20 protein-coding genes and 1 pseudogene are annotated in these 21,986 nt (G+C 71.1%); 12 read left to right on the top strand and 9 right to left on the bottom strand.

Translation table 11 applies throughout. The features are described from left to right. Positions 1-44: 44 nt before the first annotated feature. Positions 45-1,634, bottom strand: a complete 1,590-nt coding sequence (locus ACFY1E_RS00805; RefSeq protein WP_389069788.1) for an MFS transporter — start codon at positions 1,632-1,634, stop codon at positions 45-47. A gap of 201 nt (positions 1,635-1,835) precedes the next feature. Here ACFY1E_RS00805 and panB point away from each other — a divergent pair, with 201 nt between their 5' ends. The 3 genes from panB to ACFY1E_RS00820 all read left to right on the top strand — a co-directional run bounded on the left by panB (position 1,836) and on the right by ACFY1E_RS00820 (position 4,818). Next, positions 1,836-2,711 carry a 3-methyl-2-oxobutanoate hydroxymethyltransferase gene (gene panB, locus ACFY1E_RS00810; protein WP_351483262.1) on the top strand — a complete coding sequence of 292 codons (876 nt, stop codon included), beginning with the start codon at positions 1,836-1,838 and terminating at the stop codon, positions 2,709-2,711. Positions 2,712-2,980: 269 nt separating this feature from the next. Beyond that, on the top strand, positions 2,981-4,006 hold the full coding sequence (locus ACFY1E_RS00815; RefSeq protein ID WP_389069790.1) for an ATP-binding cassette domain-containing protein: 1,026 nt from the start codon (positions 2,981-2,983) through the stop codon (positions 4,004-4,006). Beyond that, on the top strand, positions 4,003-4,818 hold the full coding sequence (locus tag ACFY1E_RS00820; protein ID WP_389069793.1) for an ABC transporter permease: 816 nt from the start codon (positions 4,003-4,005) through the stop codon (positions 4,816-4,818). The genes ACFY1E_RS00815 and ACFY1E_RS00820 overlap by 4 nt, the downstream gene beginning before the upstream one ends. Positions 4,819-4,838: 20 nt before the next feature. Here the strand turns inward: ACFY1E_RS00820 and ACFY1E_RS00825 are convergent, their stop codons facing one another. Further along, the gene (locus tag ACFY1E_RS00825) at positions 4,839-8,507 is read right to left on the bottom strand and encodes a BTAD domain-containing putative transcriptional regulator (RefSeq protein ID WP_389069795.1); all 3,669 of its coding nucleotides are present in this window, start codon (positions 8,505-8,507) and stop codon (positions 4,839-4,841) included. A 219-nt stretch (positions 8,508-8,726) separates the two neighbouring features. On the opposite strand from ACFY1E_RS00825, the gene ACFY1E_RS00830 reads away from it, so the two are divergent. After that, positions 8,727-9,527 carry a site-2 protease family protein gene (locus tag ACFY1E_RS00830; RefSeq protein ID WP_389069797.1) on the top strand — a complete coding sequence of 267 codons (801 nt, stop codon included), beginning with the start codon at positions 8,727-8,729 and terminating at the stop codon, positions 9,525-9,527. Here ACFY1E_RS00830 and ACFY1E_RS00835 read toward each other — a convergent pair. After that, the gene (locus tag ACFY1E_RS00835) at positions 9,517-9,702 is read right to left on the bottom strand and encodes a hypothetical protein (RefSeq protein WP_344406401.1); all 186 of its coding nucleotides are present in this window, start codon (positions 9,700-9,702) and stop codon (positions 9,517-9,519) included. The genes ACFY1E_RS00830 and ACFY1E_RS00835 overlap by 11 nt on opposite strands. 63 nt (positions 9,703-9,765) lie before the next feature. Further along, on the bottom strand, positions 9,766-10,482 hold the full coding sequence (gene npdG / locus ACFY1E_RS00840) for an NADPH-dependent F420 reductase (protein WP_344406402.1): 717 nt from the start codon (positions 10,480-10,482) through the stop codon (positions 9,766-9,768). Positions 10,483-10,650: 168 nt separating this feature from the next. On the opposite strand from npdG, the gene ACFY1E_RS00845 reads away from it, so the two are divergent. Together ACFY1E_RS00845 and ACFY1E_RS00850 are read left to right on the top strand one after the other, a co-directional pair. Continuing rightward, complete coding sequence (locus ACFY1E_RS00845; protein ID WP_389069800.1) at positions 10,651-11,253, top strand: hypothetical protein; 603 nt, start codon at positions 10,651-10,653, stop codon at positions 11,251-11,253. A gap of 199 nt (positions 11,254-11,452) precedes the next feature. Next, positions 11,453-12,748 (top strand): MFS transporter, encoded by a 1,296-nt coding sequence (locus tag ACFY1E_RS00850; RefSeq protein WP_389069803.1) that lies wholly within the window; start codon positions 11,453-11,455, stop codon positions 12,746-12,748. Here the strand turns inward: ACFY1E_RS00850 and ACFY1E_RS00855 are convergent, their stop codons facing one another. Further along, on the bottom strand, positions 12,749-12,979 hold the full coding sequence (locus tag ACFY1E_RS00855) for a hypothetical protein (protein ID WP_266954613.1): 231 nt from the start codon (positions 12,977-12,979) through the stop codon (positions 12,749-12,751). 58 nt (positions 12,980-13,037) lie between these two features. Here ACFY1E_RS00855 and map point away from each other — a divergent pair, with 58 nt between their 5' ends. Next, positions 13,038-13,895, top strand: coding sequence for a type I methionyl aminopeptidase (map, locus tag ACFY1E_RS00860; RefSeq protein WP_115908504.1), 858 nt, complete (start codon positions 13,038-13,040; stop codon positions 13,893-13,895). Positions 13,896-14,008: 113 nt separating this feature from the next. Beyond that, positions 14,009-14,656 (top strand): heme oxygenase (biliverdin-producing), encoded by a 648-nt coding sequence (locus ACFY1E_RS00865; protein ID WP_389069806.1) that lies wholly within the window; start codon positions 14,009-14,011, stop codon positions 14,654-14,656. A 10-nt stretch (positions 14,657-14,666) separates the two neighbouring features. On the opposite strand, the gene ACFY1E_RS00870 is transcribed toward ACFY1E_RS00865, so the two are convergent. Then, the gene (locus ACFY1E_RS00870) at positions 14,667-15,323 is read right to left on the bottom strand and encodes a PhzF family phenazine biosynthesis protein (RefSeq protein ID WP_389069809.1); all 657 of its coding nucleotides are present in this window, start codon (positions 15,321-15,323) and stop codon (positions 14,667-14,669) included. Beyond that, complete coding sequence (locus ACFY1E_RS00875) at positions 15,316-16,203, bottom strand: hypothetical protein (protein WP_389069811.1); 888 nt, start codon at positions 16,201-16,203, stop codon at positions 15,316-15,318. The genes ACFY1E_RS00870 and ACFY1E_RS00875 overlap by 8 nt, the downstream gene beginning before the upstream one ends. A 246-nt stretch (positions 16,204-16,449) precedes the next feature. Between ACFY1E_RS00875 and efeO the strand changes: the two genes are divergently transcribed. Genes efeO through ACFY1E_RS00895 form a run of 4 tightly spaced genes read left to right on the top strand, consistent with a single transcriptional unit; the run spans position 16,450 to position 20,719 of the window. Beyond that, the gene (efeO, locus tag ACFY1E_RS00880) at positions 16,450-17,589 is read left to right on the top strand and encodes an iron uptake system protein EfeO (RefSeq protein ID WP_389069814.1); all 1,140 of its coding nucleotides are present in this window, start codon (positions 16,450-16,452) and stop codon (positions 17,587-17,589) included. A 15-nt stretch (positions 17,590-17,604) separates the two neighbouring features. After that, positions 17,605-18,882, top strand: coding sequence for an iron uptake transporter deferrochelatase/peroxidase subunit (gene efeB / locus ACFY1E_RS00885; RefSeq protein ID WP_389069816.1), 1,278 nt, complete (start codon positions 17,605-17,607; stop codon positions 18,880-18,882). 3 nt (positions 18,883-18,885) lie between these two features. Next, on the top strand, positions 18,886-19,758 hold the full coding sequence (gene efeU / locus ACFY1E_RS00890) for an iron uptake transporter permease EfeU (protein ID WP_389069819.1): 873 nt from the start codon (positions 18,886-18,888) through the stop codon (positions 19,756-19,758). Then, on the top strand, positions 19,718-20,719 hold the full coding sequence (locus ACFY1E_RS00895) for a hypothetical protein (RefSeq protein ID WP_389069822.1): 1,002 nt from the start codon (positions 19,718-19,720) through the stop codon (positions 20,717-20,719). Before efeU ends, ACFY1E_RS00895 begins: the two co-directional genes overlap by 41 nt. Before the next feature lie 79 nt (positions 20,720-20,798). Here ACFY1E_RS00895 and ACFY1E_RS00900 read toward each other — a convergent pair whose 3' ends face one another. Continuing rightward, a complete protein-coding gene (locus ACFY1E_RS00900) occupies positions 20,799-21,533 on the bottom strand; it encodes a bifunctional DNA primase/polymerase (RefSeq protein WP_389069824.1) in 735 nt (244 codons plus the stop codon). Between the two features lie 133 nt (positions 21,534-21,666). Then, a pseudogene (locus tag ACFY1E_RS00905) lies at positions 21,667-21,979 on the bottom strand (TetR/AcrR family transcriptional regulator); the annotation flags it as partial. Positions 21,980-21,986: the final 7 nt, after the last annotated feature.

A 21,986-nucleotide genomic window follows, 5' to 3' on the forward strand; every position in this document is an offset into this window, starting at 1 on the left:
CGTGCTGGAGCAATTCTCCCTGCCCCCCAGTGCGGCGGAAGACGCTATTCCGCCGCGGCCACCAACTCCTGCTCCTCCTCGCCCTCCTGACGGGCCGGCGGCTTCCCGGGCAGGAACACGAAGGCCACGAGCGCGCCGAGGATCGCGACGACCGTGCCGCACAGCGCGGTGACGTGCATGGCGTGCAGGAAGGCGTCGTTGGCCGGGGTGACCAGGGCCCTGCCCTGCGGGCCCAGCTTCGCCGCGACGCCGAGGGTGGCCTCGATGGACTCGCCTGCCGTCTCCCGCAGCCCGGCCGGGAGGTGGCCCAGCTTGCCCTCGATGCCGTTGCGGTACGCCGTCGACAGCACCGAGCCGAGGACCGCGATGCCGAGGGCGCCGCCGACCTGGCGGAAGGTGTTGCTCAGCGCGGACGCGGAGCCGGCCTTCTCGCGCGGCAGGGACTGCATGATGACGACGCTGGTCGGGGTCATGACGTGGGCCATGCCGGCACCCATGAGGAAGAACACGACCTCCAGGACCCAGATCGGGGTGTCCGCCTCGAAGCCCGCGAACGCGGCGAGCATCCCGGCGAGCAGCAGCAGTCCGACCCCGGTGGTGACCTTGTTGCCGAACCGGTCGACGATCAGCCGGGCCCGCGGCGCGAAGATCATCTGCGCGGCGGCCAGCGGCAGCATCAGCAGACCGGACTGCAGCGGCGAGTAGCCGCGCACGCTCTGGGTGTAGAACACGGCGAAGAACGTGACGCCCATCAGCGCGAAGAAGACCAGCGCGATGGCGGCCATGGCGGCCGAGAACACCTTGTTCTTGAAGTACGTGACGTCGAGCGAGGGGTGGTCGCTGCGCTTCTCGAAGACGACGAACGCGGTGAGTACGACGAGACCGGCGGCGATGGTCGACAACACCTGGGCGTCCCTGAAGTCGGCGAGCTCGCCGCCCTTGATGATGCCGTAGACGAGCAGGACCAGGCCCACGACGGACAGCACGACGCCGATGGGGTCGAGTCGGCCGGGCCGCGGGTCGCGGGAGTCGGGGACGAGCCAGATCATCAGGGCGAGCGCGAGGAGCACGATCGGCACGTTGATCAGGAAGACCGAGCCCCACCAGAAGTGGTCGAGGAGCACACCGCCGGTGATCGGGCCGATGGCGATGGCGAGGCCGACACCGCCGGCCCAGATGCCGATGGCCTTGGGCTGCTCCTCGCGCTCGAAGACGTTCATGAGGACGGCGAGGGTGGCCGGCATGACGAAGGCCGCGCCGAGCGCCATCAGGGCGCGGTAGGCGATCAGCTGGCCGGGCGAGCCGGACTCGGCGGCGAGGGCGGAGCCGACGCCGAACACGACGAGACCGCCGAGCAGCACCTTCTTGCGGCCCACCCGGTCGCCGATGAGCCCGGCGGTGAACAGCAGACCCGCGAAGACGAGCGTGTAGGCGTTGATCGCCCACTCCAGCTCGCTCTGGGTGGCGCCCAGCCCGGTCGGGGCCGGGGTGGAGATCGTCTTGATGGCGACGTTCAGGATCGAGTTGTCGAGGACCACGATCAGCAGGCTGAGCATCAGGACGCCGAGGATGGCCCAGCGGCGCCGGTGCACCGCCTCGGGTATCCGGGGTGCGGGAACGGGTGGAGTCGTCATGCTCTCCAGACTAGGCGAATTCCGATACGAGACGGTGCCGTATCGTAAATGTTTTACCTGGACCTTACGCCCGCCGACGCCTACGGCATCCGTGCCCACGTGACGGAGTTCCCTCTGGCCCTGGCTGGCACGAAGTGCCACCATGGGGGTGATCCGGGGACGCCGTCAGGGCGCCTCGAGATGACTGAAGGAGCCGTTGCAATGACGCAGCTTTCGGCTGCCCAGACTGTCCAGAACAGGTCCTCCGACGGCAGCAAGGCGCTGTACGGGGGCAAGGGCACACGCCGTATCACCGTTCGCGACATCGCCCTCGCCAAGGAACGCGGCGAGAAGTGGCCCATGCTCACCGCCTACGACGCGATGACCGCGTCCGTCTTCGACGAAGCCGGCATCCCGGTGATCCTCGTCGGCGACTCGGCGGGCAACTGCCACCTCGGGTACGAGACGACCGTGCCCGTCACCATGGACGAGATGACCATGCTGTCCGCCGCCGTCGTACGCGGCACGCAGCGCGCCCTGATCGTCGGCGACCTCCCCTTCGGCTCCTACCAGGAGGGTCCGGTGCAGGCGCTGCGCTCGGCGACCCGGCTGGTCAAGGACGCCGGGGTGGGTGCCGTGAAGCTGGAGGGCGGGGAGCGCTCGCACGAGCAGATCCGGCTCCTCGTCGAGTCCGGTATCCCCGTCATGGCCCACATCGGGCTGACCCCGCAGTCCGTGAACGCGATGGGTTACCGGGTGCAGGGGCGCGGCGAGGAGGCGGCGCAGCAGTTGCTGCGGGATGCGAAGGCCGTGCAGGACGCGGGTGCGTTCGCGGTCGTGCTGGAGTTGGTGCCGGCGGAGCTGGCGGCCGAGGTGACGCGGGTGCTGCACATCCCTACCGTCGGGATCGGGGCCGGGCCCGAGACGGATGCGCAGGTGCTGGTGTGGACGGACATGCTGGGGCTGACCTCCGGTCGGGTGCCGAAGTTCGTCAAGAAGTACGCGAACCTGCGTGAGGTCATGGGGAACGCGGTGAAGGAGTTCGCGGAGGATGTCGTCGGCGGGGTGTTCCCGTCGGAGGAGAACTCCGTCCACTAGAGCCACAGCGGCACAGAGGCAGCCCGTCGATCTTCCCCCGTCGACGGGCTGCCGTTTTGTTTCCTCGCCCCCGCCGCCCCTTCCCGTCCCGACCCTGGGGGCTGCCGCCCCCAGCCCCCCGCTTTCGGCCTGAACGGCCTCGTCCTCAAACGCCGGACGGGCTGAAAAATCCAGCCCCGGGACGGAGTGTCGGCGGTCTGTAGGTGTCGGCAAAGCCGTGTCGGTGACCTGTCGGTCGTTTGTCGGTCGGCCCTGACACCGTCATCGGCATGACGCGAATCGACAAGAACCCCAGCGACGGCGGTAGCGCCGTCACCGTGCGGGGGCTGGTCAAGCACTACGGCGAGACCAAGGCGCTGGACGGGGTGGACCTGGATGTGCGCGAGGGCACCGTGATGGGTGTGCTCGGGCCCAACGGCGCCGGCAAGACCACCCTGGTGCGGATCCTGTCCACGCTGCTCGCCCCCACCTCCGGGCAGGCGACCGTCGCCGGATACGACGTGCTGCACCAGCCCCGGCAGCTGCGCCGGGTGATAGGCCTGACCGGGCAGTACGCCTCGGTCGACGAGAAGCTCCCCGGCTGGGAGAACCTCTACATGATCGGGCGGCTGCTCGACCTGCCCCGCAAGGAGGCACGCGCGCGTGCCGACGAGCTGCTGGAGCGGTTCTCGCTGACCGAGGCCGCCAGGCGGCCCGCGGGCACCTACTCCGGCGGTATGCGGCGGCGCCTCGACCTCGCCGCCTCGATGATCGGGCGGCCCGAGGTGCTGTTCCTCGACGAGCCGACCACCGGGCTCGACCCGCGCACCCGCAACGAGGTGTGGGACGAGGTCAAGCGGATGGTCGGTGAGGGGGTCACCGTTCTGCTCACCACCCAGTACATGGAGGAGGCCGAGCAGCTCGCCGGCGAGCTGACCGTCGTGGACCGCGGCAAGGTCATCGCGGGCGGTGGGATCGACGAGCTGAAGGCCAAGGTGGGCGGACGGACCCTGCGGGTGCGCCCCGCCGACCCGCAGCAGCTGCGGCCGCTCGCCGCCACCCTCGACGACCTCGGCATCACCGGTCTCGCCACGACGACCGTCGACACCGAGAGCGGTTCGGTGCTCGTGCCGATCCTCAGCGACGAACAGTTGACCGCCGTGACCGGCGTGGTCATCGCACAGGGCATCACGATCAGCTCCATCACCACCGAACTGCCCAGCCTGGACGAGGTGTTCCTGTCCCTCACCGGCCACCGCGCCAGTGCCCCGCAGGACGCCGTACCCAACGACACCCTCGAGGAGGTCGCCGTATGAGCGCGGCAACCGCCACCGCTCCGGCCGCCGATGCGCACATCCCGCTGCGCGGCCATCTGCGCCACACCGGCGCCCTGATCCGCCGGAACCTGCTCTGGATCCGGCAGGACCCGGAGTCGATGTTCGACGCCGTGCTGTTCCCGGTGATCTTCACACTGCTGTTCGTGTACGTCTTCGGCGGCTCCATCGGGCAGTCGCTGGGCGGCGGACAGGAGAGATACGTCCAGTACGTCATCCCCGGGCTGCTGGCCATGATGGGGATGAACATGGCCCAGGGCGTGGGCACCGGATTCAACACGGACTTCAACTCCGGGGTCATGGACCGCTTCCGGTCCCTGCCGATCGGCCGCGGCTCGGTGCTGGTCGCCAAGATCATGGTGGAGCTGATGCGCATGCTCGTCGCATGCGTGATCCTCATGGTGGTGGCCGTGCTGGTGGGCTTCCACATCACCCACTGGCCGGGGCTCTTCGCGGCCGTGGGCCTGGCCACCCTGTTCGGCTCGGCGCTGATGTGGGTGTTCCTCACCCTCGGCGTGACGATGAAGAGCGCACAGTCGGTGCAGGCCATGGGCTTCCTGGTGCTGATGCCTCTTCAGTTCGGTTCGTCGATCTTCGCCCCGCCGACGACGATGCCGGGCTGGCTGAAGAACTTCACCGAGTACAACCCGCTGTCCACGCTCGCCGACGCGGCACGCGGACTGATGGTGGGCGGCCCGGTCGCGCACGGACTGTGGATGACACTGGCCTGGTCGGTAGGGATCACGGCCGTGATGGCGCCGGTCGCGATCCACAAGTTCCGTACGAACAGCTGAAGTTCAGGGTCGGTTCCGCGTCAGACCAGGGCTGCGGCCTCCTCCACGGAGAGGCCGCAGCCCTCCGCGTGGGCGGCCTCGTAGGCCCGGTCGCCGAGGGCCGCGCGGGCGAGCCGTTCGGCCCGGGAGTACACCTCGCGCTCCATGGCCGTCGCGACATGGCCGGCCGGCAGCAGTGTCCGCGCGGCCCCGAGGCAGCGGGCGGCGTCCCGGGCCCGGCTGCCGCCGTCGACACCCGCGAGGCCCATCGCGGCGAGGGCCAGGTGCAGGGGCCGCATATGCGGGGCGATGGCCTCGGACAGCGGGTCCCCGGCCCGCTCCAGCGCCTGCCGGGCCTTGTCCAGGGACTGCGAGTAGTTGCCGTCGACCGCCTCCACGAAGGCCTCCGAGCCGAGGATGAACGCGTCGAAGACGATGAAGTGGGCGATTCTGAACTCCTCGCGCAGCAGCCGCAGTTGTTCGCGTGCCTCCGGCATCCGGCCGGTCATGGCGAGCCGCCCGGCGAGGAACATCCGGGCGGCGGGCATGGCTTCGTTGCCCGAGCCGTCCTTCCGCCCGATCACCTCGCGCAGCAGCCGCTCGCCGCGCTCCGTCTCACCCGCCTCCAGCAGTGCGCTGCCGAGCCGGGCACCCAGCACGGCCACCTGGGCGCGGGCGCCGAGGCGTTCGGCCTGTTCCATCGCCGCCTCGTAGTCGGCGGCGGCCGCCGCGTACTCGCCGATCCGTTCACGGGCCTCGCCGCGGGCGGACAGCGCCTCGGCGGTGCCCCACAGGTCGCCGATCCGCCGGTAGATCTCCAGCGACTCGTCGGCGTCGCGCCGGGCGTCGCCCGCCCAGTCGCTGCGGTTGGCAAGGAGGTTGGCGCGCATCTGCAGGGTGGCGGCGAGTTCCCACTCCATGCCGGGGGTGGCACGGCAGGTGTCGACGCTCGCGTCGAGGATGCCCGGCAGCTGCTCCACGTTGCCGGTCAGCATCACGGCGTAGAACCAGAGGATGCCGGGGGTACGGCAGTTCTGCGGGAGGCCGGGCCGGTAGACCTCGGTTATGGTGCGCAGTTTCTGCTTCGCCTGCGGTGACTCCCAGGCATCCAACTCGGTGTCCATGCAGGCCAGATGGGCGAGGTGGACACCGCGCCGGGCCTCGGCGAGGAGTTCGCCGGACAGCGGGGGCGGGACGTCGGTGCAGCGCTGCCAGAGCGGTTCGGCGGGCTGGGCGGGGGCGGCGAAGGGGTCGGGTCCGAGGGCCATGACCTCGGCGCACCAGTTGCGGGCCTCGATGCGTGCGTCCCGCATCTGCCAGTACCAGGACAGCGACAGGACGAGGCAGATGGCCTCCTGTTCGTCGCGCTCGGCGACGGCGTGGCGCAGGGCGGTGCGCAGGTTCTCGTACTCGCGCTCCAGCAGTTCGATCGCGGCGAGCTGGCCGGGGCCGCGCAGCACCGGGTCGGTGGTGCGGGCGAGTTCGCGGTAGTACGTCAGGTGCGCGCGCTCGGTCTCCGGGCGCCGCCCGGCCTCGTCCAGGCGCTCGCCGGCGTACTCGGCGACGGTTTCGAGCAGCCGGTAGCGCATGCCTCCGGCGCCCGAAGGGGCGGCCACGACCAGGGACTTGTCGACGAGCGAACCGAGGGTTTCCAGCGCTGCGGGACCGCAGACGGCCTCGGCGGCGGCGAGATCGCAGCCGCCCGCGAAGACGGAGAGCCGCCGCAGGACCTCCTTCTCCTCCTGGTCGAGCAGATCCCAGGACCAGTCGACGACCGCGCGCAGGGTCTGCTGGCGGGGCAGGACGGTACGGCTGCCGGAGGTCAGCAGCCGGAAGCGGTCGTCGAGCCGGTCGGCGATCTGGCGGGGCGTCAGCATACGGAGCCGGGCGGCGGCCAGCTCGATGGCCAGGGGCAGCCCGTCGAGCCGCCGGCAGATCTCGGCGCAGGCCTCGGGATCTTCGTCGACCCGGAATCCGGGCCTGGCGGCCGCGCCCCGGTCGGCGAGCAGCCGCAGCGCGACCGGCTCGGGCAGCGGCTCCACCGGCCGTAGCAACTCCCCCGGTACGCCCAGGGGTTCACGGCTGGTGGCGAGCACCGTCAGTTCCGGACAGCGTTCGAGCAGCTCCTCCACCAGCCGGGCGGCGGCCTCGACGACGTGCTCGCAGTTGTCGAGGACGATCAGCATGCGCCGCCGCCCGCAGTGCTCGGCGAGCCGCTCGACGGGGTCGTCGTGCCGCTCGGCCCCTGCTGCCCGCATCGCCTCGGCCCCCGCGCCGTACAGCACGGTCTCGCGGGCCCCGACGGCGGTCAGCACGGCCTCCGGTACGGCGTCCGGGTCGTCGACGGGCGCCAGCTCGGCCAGCCACACCCCGTCCCGAGCCGCATACCGCACGGCCTCCGCGGCCTCCTGCGACAGCCGCGTCTTCCCGGCCCCGCCGGGCCCGAGCAACGTCACCAGCCGGGCCGCCGCGAGATCGCCCCGGATCGCCTCGATGTCGGCCTCCCGCCCGACGAAGGAGGTGAGGCGGGCGCGGAGGTTGCCACGGGGTTGTGGGCCGTCGGCCACGGGAGTGGCCGGGGCGTGGACGGCAGCGGCGGAAGCCGCCGGGCGTGCGGCGGGCCTGTGGTCCGGCCGACCGTCGGCCCCCGGCCCGTGGTCTGGCAGGCCGTCCGCCGCGGGCCCGGCACCGGACGCCGCGCCGACGGGACCTCCACCGACGGTGCCCGGCCAGTCGGCCGCCGGCTCCGCGCTGTGCCGCCCGTAGCCGTCCGACCGCCGGCCACGGTGCCGCTCGTGGCCGCCTGACCGCTCGCCACTGTTCGGCCTGTAGCCGCCCGAGGGAGCGCCGGTCACATGACCGCGCGCCCACGCATCCTCCTCCTCCGCCCCCGACAACTCCCCCGACCGCTCACCGACCTCCCGCCCGGAACCGCCCCACGGGGTGCCGCTGCCGCGGGCCGGTGCCCGTGAGCCGCGGACCTCCGGCTGCAGCAACTCCCCGTACAGCGCCCTCAGTTCGCTCCCCGGGTCTGCTCCCAAGCGGTCTGCCAGGAGGCGTCGTACGTCCTCGAAGGCGGCCAGTGCCTCCGCCGTGCGGCCCGCGTCGCGGAGGGCGCGCAGGCGTAGGGCCTGGAGGGGCTCGTCGAGGGGGTGGGTGTCGCACAGGGCGGTCAGTTCGGGGAGGGACTGCTCGGCGTGGCCCAGGGCGAGGGCGGCGGTGTGGCGGGTGCGCAGGGCGTCGAGGCGGCGGGTGTCCCAGCGGGCCGCCTCCGCGGTGCGGTCGGGGAGGTCGGCCAGGGCCGGCCCGCGCCACAGGCCGAGGGCGTCGTCGAGGACGACGGCCGCCTTGGCGGGGTCGCCGTCGGCGAGCGCGCGCATACCCTCGCCGGTCAGCCGCTCGAAACGGTGCAGGTCGACGTCGTCGGGCCGGGCGGCGAGCCGGTAGCCGCCCTCCACGGAGGCGACGGCGTCCGCGCCGAGCGCCCGCCGCAGCCGGCCGACCAGCGCCTGCAGCGCACCCGGCGCGTCGGCGGGCGGCTCACCGCCCCACACCTCGTCGACGAGGACGCCGGCCGGCACGGTACGCCCGGCGCGCAGCGCCAGCACGGTCAACAGTGCACGCAGCCGCGCCCCGCCGACCGGGGCGGGGGTGCCGTCGGGGCGGAGCGCCTGAGTGGTGCCGAGGATGCGATAGCGCACGGGGTCCATTGTCTCCGTTGACGTCAGGGGCGGTCATGGGATTCGGGCGAGCGGCGCGGTCAGGGGGCGGTGCGACCGTGCTCTCTGCCGGGCCGCGCAGAACACACATGCCGATCCCCCATGTCCCCACCCTTCCACGGAACCACCGTCCCCCCGCGAGACGTTTTCCACGTACGCCCGGTACCGTCGGGCAGTCCCACCGCGTGCACGCACTGTCCAGGGAGTCCCATGACCACCGCCACCACCAGCCGCAGCGACCGGCGGATCAGCCCCGTCTTCCTGGGGATCCTGGCCGTCACCGCGGTCACGGGATGGGCCACCTGGACCGGGTTCGCCGAGCAGCCGGGCGTGGCCGTGTTCCTGTTCGTGACGGCGGCCTGGATCGTCTCCCTGTGTCTGCACGAGTACGCACACGCGCGTACCGCCCTGCACAGCGGTGACATCTCGGTCGGCGCGAAGGGCTATCTCACGCTGAACCCGATGAAGTACACGCATGCGCTGCTGAGCATCGTGCTGCCGGTGCTGTTCGTGATCATGGGCGGGATCGGGCTGCCGGGCGGCGCGGTGTTCATCGAACGAGGCCGCATCCAGGGCCGCTGGCGGCACAGTCTCATCTCGGCGGCAGGTCCGCTGACGAACGTCCTGTTCGCGGCCGTGTGCACCGCCCCGTTCTGGCTGCACGCGCTGGACGGCGTGCCGCGCGACTTCCAGTTCGCGCTGGCCTTCCTCGCCCTGCTCCAGGTCACGGCCGCCATCCTGAACTTCCTGCCGGTGCCCGGCCTGGACGGCTACGGCGTCATCGAGCCCTGGCTGTCGTACAAGATCAAGCGGCAGGTGGAGCCCTTCGCGCCGTTCGGCCTGCTGTTCGTGTTCGCGCTGCTGTGGGTGCCGTCGGTCAACACCGCGTTCTTCGACGTGATCGACGCGATCCTGCGCAGCCTCGGGATCAGCGACTTCGGCACGTACTGCGGCCAGGAGCTCTACCGCTTCTGGCAGGGTACGAACGAGGTCTGCTCGGTCAGCCAGTGACGGAGGACCGGCGCTCGGCCCGGCCCCGCTTCCAGTAGTACCAGCACATGTTGCTGGACAGCCCCGCGAGCAGGATCCACACGATCCCCAGCCAGCTGCCCTGCGCGAAGGAGACCACGGCCGCGGCCACGGCGAGCACAAAGACGATCAGGGCATAGAGGCCAAGGCGGGGCATTTCGTTCGACTCCTGTCGGCGGGCCGGGGGACACCGTTACGGCGTCCAGTGTCCCCCATCCGCTCACACGTCCGTGACGCGGAGCCCGGCGTGTGCCTTGTACCTGCGGTTCACGGAGATCAGGTTGGCGACCAGCGACTCGACCTGGTGGGCGTTGCGCAGCCGGCCGGCGAAGATGCCGCGCATGCCCGGGATGCGCCCGGCCAGCGCCTGCACGATCTCGACGTCGGCCCGCTCCTCCCCGAGCACCATCACATCGGTGTCGATCTCGGCGATCTCGGGGTCCTGGAGGAGGACCGCCGACAGGTGGTGGAAGGCGGCGGTGACCCGCGAGTCCGGCAGCAGGGCGGCGGCCTGTTCGGCCGCGCTGCCCTCCTCCGGCTTGATCGCGTAGGCGCCCTTCTTGTCGAAGCCGAGCGGGTTGACGCAGTCGACGACGAGCTTGCCGGCCAGTTCCTCGCGCAGGGACTCCAGCGTCTTGCCGTGGCCGTCCCACGGTACGGCGACGATGACGACGTCGCTGCGGCGCGCGGCCTCGGCGTTGTCGGCGCCCTCGATGCCGTGCCCGAGTTCGTCCGCGGCGGCCTGGGCGCGCTCGGCGGCACGCGAGCCGATGATCACCTTCTGGCCGGCCCTGGCCAGCCGGTAGGCGAGGCCCTTGCCCTGCGGCCCGGTCCCACCGAGGACGCCGACGACGAGCCCGGAGACGTCGGGCAGGTCCCAGGGGTCCTTGGCGGGGGCCTTCGCGGGGGTCTGTGCAGCACTGTCGGTAGAGGTCATGGGCCGACTTTACGTCCGCCCCGGCCGGCCCTGTCGGTCAGGTGAGCCGGGTCACGTGAGCGCTCGACGGAGGGCGGGTGGCTTCTGTCATCGCCCCTGTCGCCAGGTCGGGCGAATTCGGGGTGAACGCCCGGTCACGGGTGGCCGACTGGTGCAGGATGCGCAGGCATGGACGCCGTACGTGTCGCGTTGCTGCGTGAAGTGCTCGCCGGGACCGAGTGGTTGGGGGCCGCGCGGCGGTTCGCGGGGGTGCTGCGCGGGTCGGTGGTGTCGCACGGCGGGGGGCTGCTGCTGGTGGGCACGGAGGAGTACGAGCCGTGGCATCTGGCGGCGCATCTGGTGGACGAGGCGGCGTGGTCGGGGACGCCGGAGCTGACTCCGACGCTCGTACGGCACGGGGCGCGTGCCTCGGATCCGGCGCATCTGGCGGTGGGGCTGGGGCGGTTGGCGGCTGCGCGGCGGGGGGAGACGCTGCTGGTGGTGTCGCCCACCGGGCCGGAGGGTTCGCTGCTGGAGCGGGTGCATGACGTGCGGCGGGCCGGGGCGACGGTGATGGCGCTCGGGGCGGGGGAGGGCGAGCTCGCTGCCATGGCTCACGAATCGCTGGCTGTGCCGGAGGGGTCCGAGCTGGACCTGGACACGGTGCAGCACCTGGTGAGTGCGGCGGCCGGTGAGAACGCGCTGCCGGCGCCTCGGGGGAACCGGCGCCTGCGGGACCGCCTGTACCGCCTGGCGGAACAGCTGACGGCTCCGCCGCCGGCCCGCTGGTGACCTTGCCCGAGGATTTCGCCCCCGCCGCCCCTTCCCGTCCCGTACCGGGGGCCGGCCCCCGGACCCCCGCTCCTCAAACGCCGGAGGGGCTGAGGAGCGGGGGTCTGGGGGCGGCAGCCCCCAGGGTCGGGACGGGAAGGGGCGGCGGGGGCGAAAACCAGTTGCCTGGGGTGGGCGGACACGCCGACCATGGCCCCTCGTGACCTGGCTACGCGCGCTGCTCCCCGACCTCACCCCCTGGCAGGCCTCCGCCGACTTCCGGCGCCTGTGGGTCTCGGGGACGATCTCGAACTTCGGAAGCTTCCTGACGTTCGTCGCACTGCCGGTGCAGCTCAAGGAACTCACCGGCTCCGCAGCCGCGGTCGGCGCGATCGGAGCCGTGGAACTGCTGCCGCTGCTCGTGTTCGGACTGTACGGCGGCGCCCTCGCCGACGCACTCGACAAGCGGAAACTGATCGTGTGGACCGAGGCCGGACAGGGCCTGCTCAGCGCGGCGCTGCTGGCCAATGCCCTGCTCCCGCACCCTGCCGTATGGCCGCTGTACGCCGTCGCCGCCCTGTCCTCCGCCCTCGTCTCCGTACAGCGCCCGGCCATCGACTCCCTCTGGCCCCGGATCGTGGCGCACGAGCACATGCCCGCCGCCTCCGCCCTGAACTCCCTGCGCTGGACGGTCGGCGGCGTCGCGGGCCCGGCGCTTGCGGGCGTGGTCGTGGCGTACGCGGGCCTCGGCTGGGCGTACGGCGCGGACCTCGCGACCTTCGTCGTCTCCGTGCTCCTCATCGTCCGCATCGCCGCCTCCCCCGCCGCCCACGAGGCCGCGAAGCCCTCGCTGAAGGCGATCGCGGAGGGCGCCCGATACGCCTGGAGCCGCAAGGAACTCCTCGGCACCTACGCCGTCGACCTCGCCGCGATGTTCCTGGCCATGCCGCTCGCCGTACTGCCCTTCCTCGCGGACGAGTTGGACGCGAACTGGGCGCTGGGCCTGATGTACGCGGCGGTCCCGTTCGGGTCGATGCTGGTGGGGCTGACCGGCGGCTGGACCTCACGGGTGCACCGGCACGGGCGGATGGTGGTCCTGTCGGCCGCCCTGTGGGGCCTGGCGATCGCGGCCGCCGGCGTCGTCGGCGACGTATGGCTGGTGCTGCTGTTCCTGACCGTGGCCGGCGCCTGCGACATGGTCAGCGGGATCTTCCGCGGGGCCATGTGGAACCAGACGATCCCGGACGAGCTGCGCGGCAGGCTCGCCGGGATCGAACTGCTGTCGTACTCGGTCGGGCCGACCGTCGGCCAGGTCCGCTCCGGCGGTTTCGCCGCCTGGTGGGGCGTACGGACGTCCGTCTGGTCCGGCGGCCTGCTCTGCGCGGGCGCGGTGGGGCTGCTGGCGCTGTGCCTGCCCAAGCTGATGACGTACGACGTGCGCACGAACGAGCACGCACTGCGGCTGCGCGACCAGCGGACGGCAGCCGCACCGGCACGGACTGCGGCGCAGGCCTGATCAGTCGTCGTCAGGGGTTCCGGCGGGGGCGTCGTGCCACTTGGGGTCGTTCTCCCACTCGAGGTTGCGCTCGCGCGCCGTCTGCATCGCGTGCTCGGCCTCCTGCCGGGACGCGTACGGCCCGAAACGGTCCTTGGCGGGGCACTCGGGCCCCTCCTCGACCTTCTTGTGCTCCAGGCAGTAGTACCACTCGCCCGGCTTGCCGACCGTGCGCTTCTTGAACAAGGGCATGACCTGCTCCTCTCGCCAGGGACATGTTCCCCCACGCCCGCTCGTTAGACTCACTGGCATGTCTGGCCAGTCGCTGCTCGTACCAGGGGAGCTGTCCCCCACCCGTTCCGTACCCGGAAACATCCGCCGTCCCGAGTACGTCGGCAAGCCCGCTCCGACGCCGTACACCGGGCCGGAGGTGCAGACGCCCGAGACGATCGAGGCGATGCGGGTCGCCGGCCGGATCGCCGCGCAGGCGATGGAGGAAGCGGCGAAGCTCATCGCGCCGGGCGTCACCACCGACGAACTGGACAAGGTGGCGCACGACTACATGTGCGACCACGGCGCCTACCCGTCGACGCTCGGCTACCGCGGCTTCCCCAAGTCCCTGTGCACCTCGGTCAACGAGGTGATCTGCCACGGCATTCCGGACTCGACGGTGCTGCGCGACGGCGACATCGTCAACCTCGACGTGACGGCGTACATCGGCGGGGTGCACGGCGACAACAACGCGACCTACCTGGTGGGTGACGTCGACGAGGAGTCGCGGCTGCTGGTCGAGCGGACCCGCGAGTCGCTGAACCGCGCGATCAAGGCGGTCAAGCCGGGCCGCCAGATCAACATCATCGGCCGGGTCATCGAGTCGTACGCCAAGCGGTTCGGTTACGGGGTGGTCCGCGACTTCACGGGCCACGGCATCAACTCGTCCTTCCACTCCGGCCTGATCATCCCGCACTACGACAGCCCGCACGCGACGACCGTCATGCAGCCCGGGATGACGTTCACGATCGAGCCGATGCTGACCCTCGGGACGCACGAGTACGACATGTGGGACGACGGCTGGACGGTCGTCACGAAGGACCGCAAGCGGACGGCCCAGTTCGAGCACACGCTGGTGGTGACGGAGTCGGGCGCGGAGATCCTCACCCTGCCGTAGCGACCCCGTGGCCATCCCCTAGCGATCTTCGAAGACCCGCCCTGCTGCCGGGGCGGGTCTTTTCTCGTACACTTTTACCGACAGCCTGTCGGCAACCTCGAAAGACGGGGCCCATGGACTCCTTCTCGACCGTCATCCGCACCGCGTCCCACGAGCAGCACACGGAGGCGGAGACCTCGACGTTCATGAGCGACCTGCTGAGCGGACGGCTGGGCGTGGAGGCGTACGCGCGCTACACCGAGCAGTTGTGGTTCGTCTACGAGGCCCTGGAGACCGAGGCCGACCGGCTGGCCTCCGACCCGGTGGCCGGGCCCTTCATCCGGCCGGAACTCTTCCGGCTGGCGGCGCTGGAGCGGGACCTGGCCCATCTGCGGGGCCCCGACTGGCGCGCGGCCATGCGCGCACTCCCGGCGACGGCGGCGTACGCGGCCCGGGTGCGCCAGTGCGCCGAGCGGTGGCCCGGCGGCTACATCGCCCACCACTACACCCGATATCTGGGAGACCTCTCCGGCGGCCAGATCATCCGGCACAAGGCGGAGAAGACGTGGGGCTTCGCGCGGAAGGGCGACGGGGTGCGGTTCTACGTGTTCGAGGGGGTCGGCAACCCGGCTGCTTTCAAGAGGGGTTACCGGGAACTGCTGGACAGCATCCGGGCGGACGACCTGGAGAAGCAGCGCATCGTCGCAGAGTGCAAGTGCGCGTTCGCCTTGAACACGGCGGTGTTCCGGGCGCTGGGCGAGGAGTTCCCGCTGAGCGCATAGGGGCCGGGCCCTAGCGTTCGGGCTGACGCTCCAGATACACACGCCCCCCGATCTCCACCCACCCATAAGGCTGCGGAGCCGTAAGGATCTGCGACCCCGCCCCCTGCGTGATGTTGAGCGCCCGCCCAAGCCGCTCGGTGAGGAGCAGCGCGGCCGCCCCGGTGGCCTCGTCCTCATCGATGCCGTCGTCCCGGCCGGGAAAACCACGCGCGCGCACCCGCCCCGCCGGCTCGTCCTCCCAGGCCCAGGCGTAGATCCACTCCCCCTTCGGCGGGACGGGCAGGTCGTCGACCTCGGCGGCCGTGGCGTACTGGCGCAATGTGCGCGGCGGGGCCCACTCGGCGCGGGCCTCGATCCAGCTGAACTCCCCGTCCTGGCGCGCCCCGACCAGCCCTGCCGGCGTGACCAGTTCCTCCACGTCCAGGAGCCAGGCCGCGCCGACGCAGGGATGGCCGGCGAAGGGCAGGCGCAGGGTGGGGGTGTAGATGTCGACGACGCCGCGCTCGGGATCGTCGACGAACACGGTCTCGCTGAACCCGAGCTTCGCAGCGAACGCCTGCCGCTCCGCCCGGTCGGGCATGACGGATCCCTCGCGGACGACACCGAGTTCGTTGCCGTAGCCGCCGTTCGGGGCACAGAAGACGCGGAGCACGTCGTAGTCAGTCACGGGGGCATTGAAACATTGCTCGGGCTGCGAGGTCTTCCCAGGTGGCGGGGCCATCGGAGAGGGGCAGGAAGGGAGTGGGGCCCACGCCGTACGGGAGGGTGGCGAGGGTTTCGGCGTACGCCCGCTCCAGGGTCGCCCGCCGGCGGTCGACTGCGGGGCCGGCGGGATGGTCCGCCAGCTGTGCCATGCGGTGCTCGTGCCCCTCGGTCACCTCGTCCGCCACTCGACGCCAATCCTCCTCGTCCGGGACCCGGCTCACCTCCACGCCCTCCGGCGTCCGCCCCTCCGCGAGCGCGGCCACCGCCCGGTCGTGACCGTCGAGGATGACCCAGCCGTCGAGGAAGGTCACCCACCACAGAAGTACGGGTGCGAGGGTGCCCTCGCGGGCGTGCTTGCGGTACGCCCTCACCCGCGCCGCGTCCGGCGGTGAGAGCCGGCGCAGGGGCAGGACGCCGTGCCATCCTCCCCCGCAGTACAGGCCAAGGCGGGCGGCCGGCCAGTCCCGCAGGAAGTCCTCGGTCCAGACTCCCGGTTGGAAGACCGGCCGATGGGCCAGTTCCCAGCGTCCGTCCTGGAACGGAGTTCCGTCCGCATCCTCCAGCCAACGGGCGTACTGGTGCAACCAGTTGACCGACGATCGCATGAGCGTCGAGCGGAGGGGCGGGAGCGGTGAGCGGTAGCCGCCCAGGCCGTGCAGATACAGCTCCCTGCAGCAACCGTCGCCCGCCGTCCGGCCCAGCAGCACGGGCCGCTCCTCCTGCCGCAGCAGGATCCGGCCGTCCCCCGCCGTCTCGAAACGCAACGTCGGCGGGGCAGGGCGGTCCTGCACATGCAGTACGAGCCGCCCCGGCCCGAGGAGTTCACGGCGTCCCCTGTCCATGGACACAGTCTTACGCCCCGCTCACCCTCCTCCGATCACCCCGAAGCCGTTTGCTTGACCATTCCTTGACTTCACCTTGGGATTCGTTTTGAGCCACCGTGATCGTGCCGTGCTCATACAGCGTCCATGAGAGCTGAATCACCGCATGGCTGGGTATTACGCAGGCAAGGCTTAGATAAGTTAGGCGAGCCTCACCATCCCTAGTGAGCCTCGACACGCGATTTTTCGCCAGCCTCAGGAGCCTGCATGCGAGCCGCCAGACTCTCCGTCGTCACCGCCGTCGCCACCGCGGCTGCGTTGACCGCCGTGACCGGGTGCACGGAGAAGAGCAAGGGCGACGGTGACGCCGCGGTCCAGGTGACCGCCGCCGACTCCAAGTGCGACACCTCCACCAAGTCGGTGCCGGCCGGACAGGTCACCCTGAAGATCGAGAACAAGGGCTCCCAGGCGACCGAGGTCGAGATCCTCTTCCCGGACGACCGGATCGTCTCCGAGAAGGAGAACATCGGCTCCGGTACGAAGTACACGCTGACCGCCGAGGTGAAGGCGGGCGAGTACGAGATCGCCTGCCGGCCCGGTATGAAGGGCCACGGCGTCCGGCAGAAGCTGACCGTCACCGGATCCGGCGCCGCCACGAAGCGGAACCCCAAGCTGGACAAGGCCGTTGCCGACTACCGCGAGTGGGCGCAGGAGCAGGCCGACGCGACCCTCCCGAAGGTGGAGGTCTTCGCCAAGGCCGTCAAGGCCGGCGACCTCAAGGCCGCCCAGGACGCCTACGCCCCCTCCCGCGTCGGCTGGGAGCGCACGGAGCCGATCGCGGAGTCCTTCGGTGACATCGACCCGAAGACCGACACCCGCGCCGACGGCCTGGAGAAGGGCCAGAAGTGGACCGGCTGGCACGCGCTGGAGAAGGCGCTGTGGCAGGACAAGAAGATCGGCGCCGAGCAGAAGACCCTCGCCGACCAGCTGGTCACCGATCTGAAGGACTGGCAGCAGCGGGTCGGCAAGGCCGTGATCACCCCGACCTCCATGGCCAACGGCGCCAAGGAGCTCCTCGACGAGGTCGCCACCGGCAAGGTCACCGGTGAGGAGGACCGCTACTCGCACACCGACCTGAGCGACTTCAAGGCCAACGTCGAGGGCGCCGAGAAGGCGTACGAGCTGCTCAAGCCGGTCGCGCAGGCGAACGACAAGGCGCTGACCACCGAGCTCGACAAGCAGTTCGCCGCGCTGAACACGCTGCTCGACAAGTACCGCACGGACAAGACCTCCGACGGCTTCGTGTCGTACGACAAGGTCACCGAGGACCAGCGCAAGGAGCTCTCGGACGCGGTGAACGCGCTCGCGGAGCCGCTGTCCAAGCTCGCCGCCGCCGTCGTGAAGTAGGGGACGGACAACACCATGACGGACACCCAGGAAGCCGCCACCACCGAGGCGGCCGGCTCCAAGGCCCCCTCCCGGCGTTCGCTGATCGGCTGGGGCGGTGCGGGGCTCGCGCTCGGTGCCGCCGCGGCCGGCGGTGCGGTCGCGATGACCCGCGCCGGCAACGACGTGGACCCGACCGCCGCCGAGGCCGGAGCCGCGGTCGCCTTCCACGGCGTGAACCAGGCCGGCATCGCCACGCCCGTACAGGACCGGCTGCATTTCGCCGCGTTCGACGTACAGACGGACGACCGCGCCGAGTTCGTGCAGATGCTCAAGGACTGGACCGAGGCCGCGCGCCGGATGACGGCAGGCAAGGCGGTCGGGGAGGGCGCGTACGGCGGTCTCGCCGAGGCCCCGCCGGACGACACCGGTGAGGCGCTGGGCCTCAAGCCCTCGCGGCTGACGCTGACGATCGGCTTCGGGCCTTCGCTGTTCGACAAGTTCGGGCTGAAGGACCACCGGCCGGAGGCGCTGGTGGACCTGCCGCAGTTCCCGGGCGAGAACCTCGACAAGAACCGCACCGGCGGCGACCTGTGCATCCAGGCCTGCGCGGACGACCCGCAGGTCGCCGTGCACGCGATCCGCAACCTGGCCCGCATCGGCTTCGGCAAGGTCAACGTCCGCTGGTCGCAGCTCGGCTTCGGCAAGACCTCCTCGACGACCCCGGACGCGCAGACCCCGCGCAACCTGATGGGCTTCAAGGACGGCACCCGCAATATCGCGGGCACCGAGACGGACCGTCTGAAGAAGTTCGTGTGGGTCGGCGAGAAGGACGGCCCCGACTGGATGACCGGCGGCTCGTATCTCGTCGCCCGCCGCATCCGCATGCACATCGAGACCTGGGACCGCACCTCGCTGCAGGAGCAGGAGGACGTCTTCGGCCGGGACAAGGGCGAGGGCGCTCCGGTCGGCAAGGCCAAGGAGCACGACAAGCCGTTCCTGAAGGCCATGAAGCCCGACGCGCACGTCAGGCTCGCGCACCCCGACTCCAACAACGGGATCACGATCCTGCGCCGCGGCTACTCCTTCACGGACGGCACCGACGGTCTCGGCCGGCTGGACGCGGGCCTGTTCTTCCTCGCCTACCAGCGGGACGTGCGCAAGGGGTTCATCCCGCTGCAGCGCAACCTGTCGGCGAAGGACGCCCTCAACGAGTACATCCAGCACGTGGGTTCGGCGGTGTTCGCCGTTCCGCCCGGCGTCCGCGACAAGGACGACTGGTGGGGCAGCACGCTGTTCTCCAAGGAGGCGTGAGCCGTGTTCTCGAACTATCTGATCGGTCTGCGCGAGGGGCTGGAAGCCAGCCTGGTCGTCTGCATCCTGATCGCCTACCTGGTCAAGACGGGCCGCCGGGACGCCATCCGGCCCATCTGGATCGGCATCTCCATCGCCGTGCTGATCGCGATGGGCTTCGGCTGCGTCCTCGAATTCGGCTCCCAGGAGCTGACGTTCGAGGCACAGGAGGCCCTCGGCGGCTCGCTCTCGGTCGTCGCCGTCGGCCTGGTGACCTGGATGGTCTTCTGGATGCGGCGCACCGCCCGGCATCTGAGGTCGGAGCTGCACGGCAAGCTGGACGCGGCCCTCGCCATGGGCACGGGCGCCCTGGTCGCCACCGCGTTCCTCGCCGTCGGCCGTGAGGGCCTGGAGACCGCCCTGTTCGTGTGGGCCTCGGTCCACGCGGCCAGCGACGGCACCCCGCGCCCCCTGATCGGCGTGGCGCTGGGCCTGGCCACGGCGGTCCTCCTGGGCTGGCTGTTCTACCGCGGCGCCCTGAAGATCAACCTCGCGAAGTTCTTCACCTGGACCGGCGGCATGCTGGTCGTGGTGGCCGCGGGCGTGCTCGCGTACGGCTTCCACGACCTTCAGGAGGCCGACTGGATCCCCGGCCTGACGCACCTCGCGTTCGACATCAGCGACACCATCCCGCCGGACAGCTGGTACGGCACCCTCCTCAAGGGCGTGTTCAACTTCCAGCCGGACCCGACCGTCCTCCAGGTCACGGTGTGGCTGCTGTACCTGATCCCGACGCTCGCGCTGTTCTTCGCCCCGGTAGGGTTCGCCTCCGGGAAGGGGAAGGTGAAGACACCTGATGAGCAGGGATCGCGGCCCTCGAAGGCTCCGCAGGCTTGAGCGACTCGCACTGATTGCGGCCTCGGTGACCGCTTTGTCGTTGACGGCGAGCGGTTGTGTGGTGGTGCACGGGGAGCGCGAGGTGCTCCCCTCCTCCACCCGCGCCGAGGCGGCCAAGGCGCTCGAGCAGTTCACGTCCGCGTACAACAAGGCGGACAAGGCGTACGACAGTTCGCTCGACGCCGACCATGTCACCGGCGCCCTGGGCGACATCGACGCGGCCCGTCTCAAGGCCGGTCACACGCTCAGCCCGGCCGGCAATCCGGCGCACACCCCGCTGCAGCTGACCGACGTGACGTACACGATCCCCAAGAAGGCGGGCTGGCCCCGCTGGTTCGTCGCGGAGGCCCAGGGCAACAAGGGCGGCAATCTGCACTGGCTGCTGGTGTTCCAGCGCGACGGCCTGGGCCGGCCGTGGAAGGTGGCGTATCTGACGCTCATCCGCCCCGGCACGCTGCCGAAGGTGAAGAAGGACGCGGCCGGCTGGGCCGAGGCCGTACCGGTGAACTCCACCGAATTCGCCGTCCCGCCGGGGGACTTGAGCAAGGACTACGCGTCCTACCTGAAGAACGGCGGGAAGGTCTTCGCCCCGGGTCCGCACACCGACCAGTGGCGCGCCCAGCGCAAGAAGCTGTCCAGGAAGCCGGGCCTGGTCACGCAGTTCATCGACGAGCCCCTCATCAGCGGCAGCTACGCCCCCCTGGCGCTGCGCACGGCGGACGGCGGTGCGCTGGTCTTCTTCACCAACCGCCGCTACGAGAAGCAGACCGCCGCCACGGGCACCTCGATCCCCGCACAGACCGCGAGCGTGAAGGCACTGACGACCGGCGAGATCAAGCAGTCGCTGACGCTGGAGTACATGTCGAACGGGGTGGCTCTGGACCCGAAGCGGGGCACCGGCGGCGACTCGGTGTCAGTGTTGTCCCGGCTGGAGGGGTTGACATCCGCGCAGGGGTCGTAGACGCGCCCCAAAGGGGCGCAGGGAACTGCGCGACCAGCCCCCACCGGCCCGCAGGTTCGTCACCGCGCTCCCTGCGGAGCTAGTGCCGCAGGGGCCAGCCCGCACCCGCGTGGTCGGGCTCCTCCCCCGCATAGCGGGCGCAGGCATCCGTGAGGATCTCCAGCAGACTCAGCGGATCCGGCAGCGGATGCTCAAGTCCCCGCACCCAGTGCACGCTCGCCTCGCCGGGCAGCCGGGCAGGCGGTACGAGGACGTACGAGCCACGGCAGTGCCACCGCAGCCCCGGGTGCTCGTCCATCGTCTCCGGGTGACAGTCCAGCTCGCACGGCCACCACTCGTCCTCGTCCTCGGGAGTGCCCCGGGTGAGGGTGAAGAACAGAAGGCGGCCGTCGTCGCTCTCGGCGACGGGCCCGACCTCGATGCCGGAGGCGAGCAGCCGCTCCAGCGCCTCCCGGCCGGCTTCCAGGGGCAGGTCGAGGACGTCGTGCACCATGCCGGTCGCGGTGATGAAGTTGGCCTGTGGCTGGTGGCGGGCCCAGCGCTCGATCTGGGCGCGGTCGGTGGTGGACTGCGTCTGCCAGGCGAACGACACCGGGTGCCGGGCCGGAGTGGGACAGCCCACGCGGTCGCAGGAGCAGCGGTAGCCGGGGGCGGGGTGCGCGGCGGGGGCGAGCGGCAGACCCGCTCCGGCGGCGGCGAGCAGCAGGGCCTCACGGCCGGCGTCGTCGGCGCCGGTCTCCTTCGGGCGGCGGCCACGCAGCCACTGGGAGAGTTTGCCCTGCCGGCCGGTTCGGCCGCCCAACTCCGCGCTCATCTATCACCCTCGCCTCGCTGTCGTGCGCAACAGCATGCCCTATTGTCCCACCGCGCCGCGCTCCGGGGTGCCAGAAGGGACATCCGGGGTACGAGGGGCAAGACCGTGCAGGGCGTACTCGACGAGGGTGTCGGTGTGCCCTCGGCGGCCGGCGCCCGGGAGGGCGCCTCGAACCGGGGGTGCTTCAGCTGGTCGACGGTGATCCGCAGCACGGCCTTGAGGTCGGCGGCGAGGTCGCCGGTGTCCGGGATGACGTACGGCTCCTGGCCCGCCTCCCGCGCAGCCTGCGCACCGAGGTCGAGGAACGCCTCCAGCAGGACGTCCGCCGTCGACCCCCACCACCGGTAGATCGTCTGCTTGCCGACGCCGGCCCGGGCGGCGATGCCCTCGATGGTCGTCCTCGGGTAGCCGATCTCACCGACCAGTGCGAGGGCGGCGTCGTAGATCGCGCGG

The organism is Streptomyces sp. NPDC001604 (assembly GCF_042893475.1).
GTDB lineage: Bacteria > Actinomycetota > Actinomycetes > Streptomycetales > Streptomycetaceae > Streptomyces.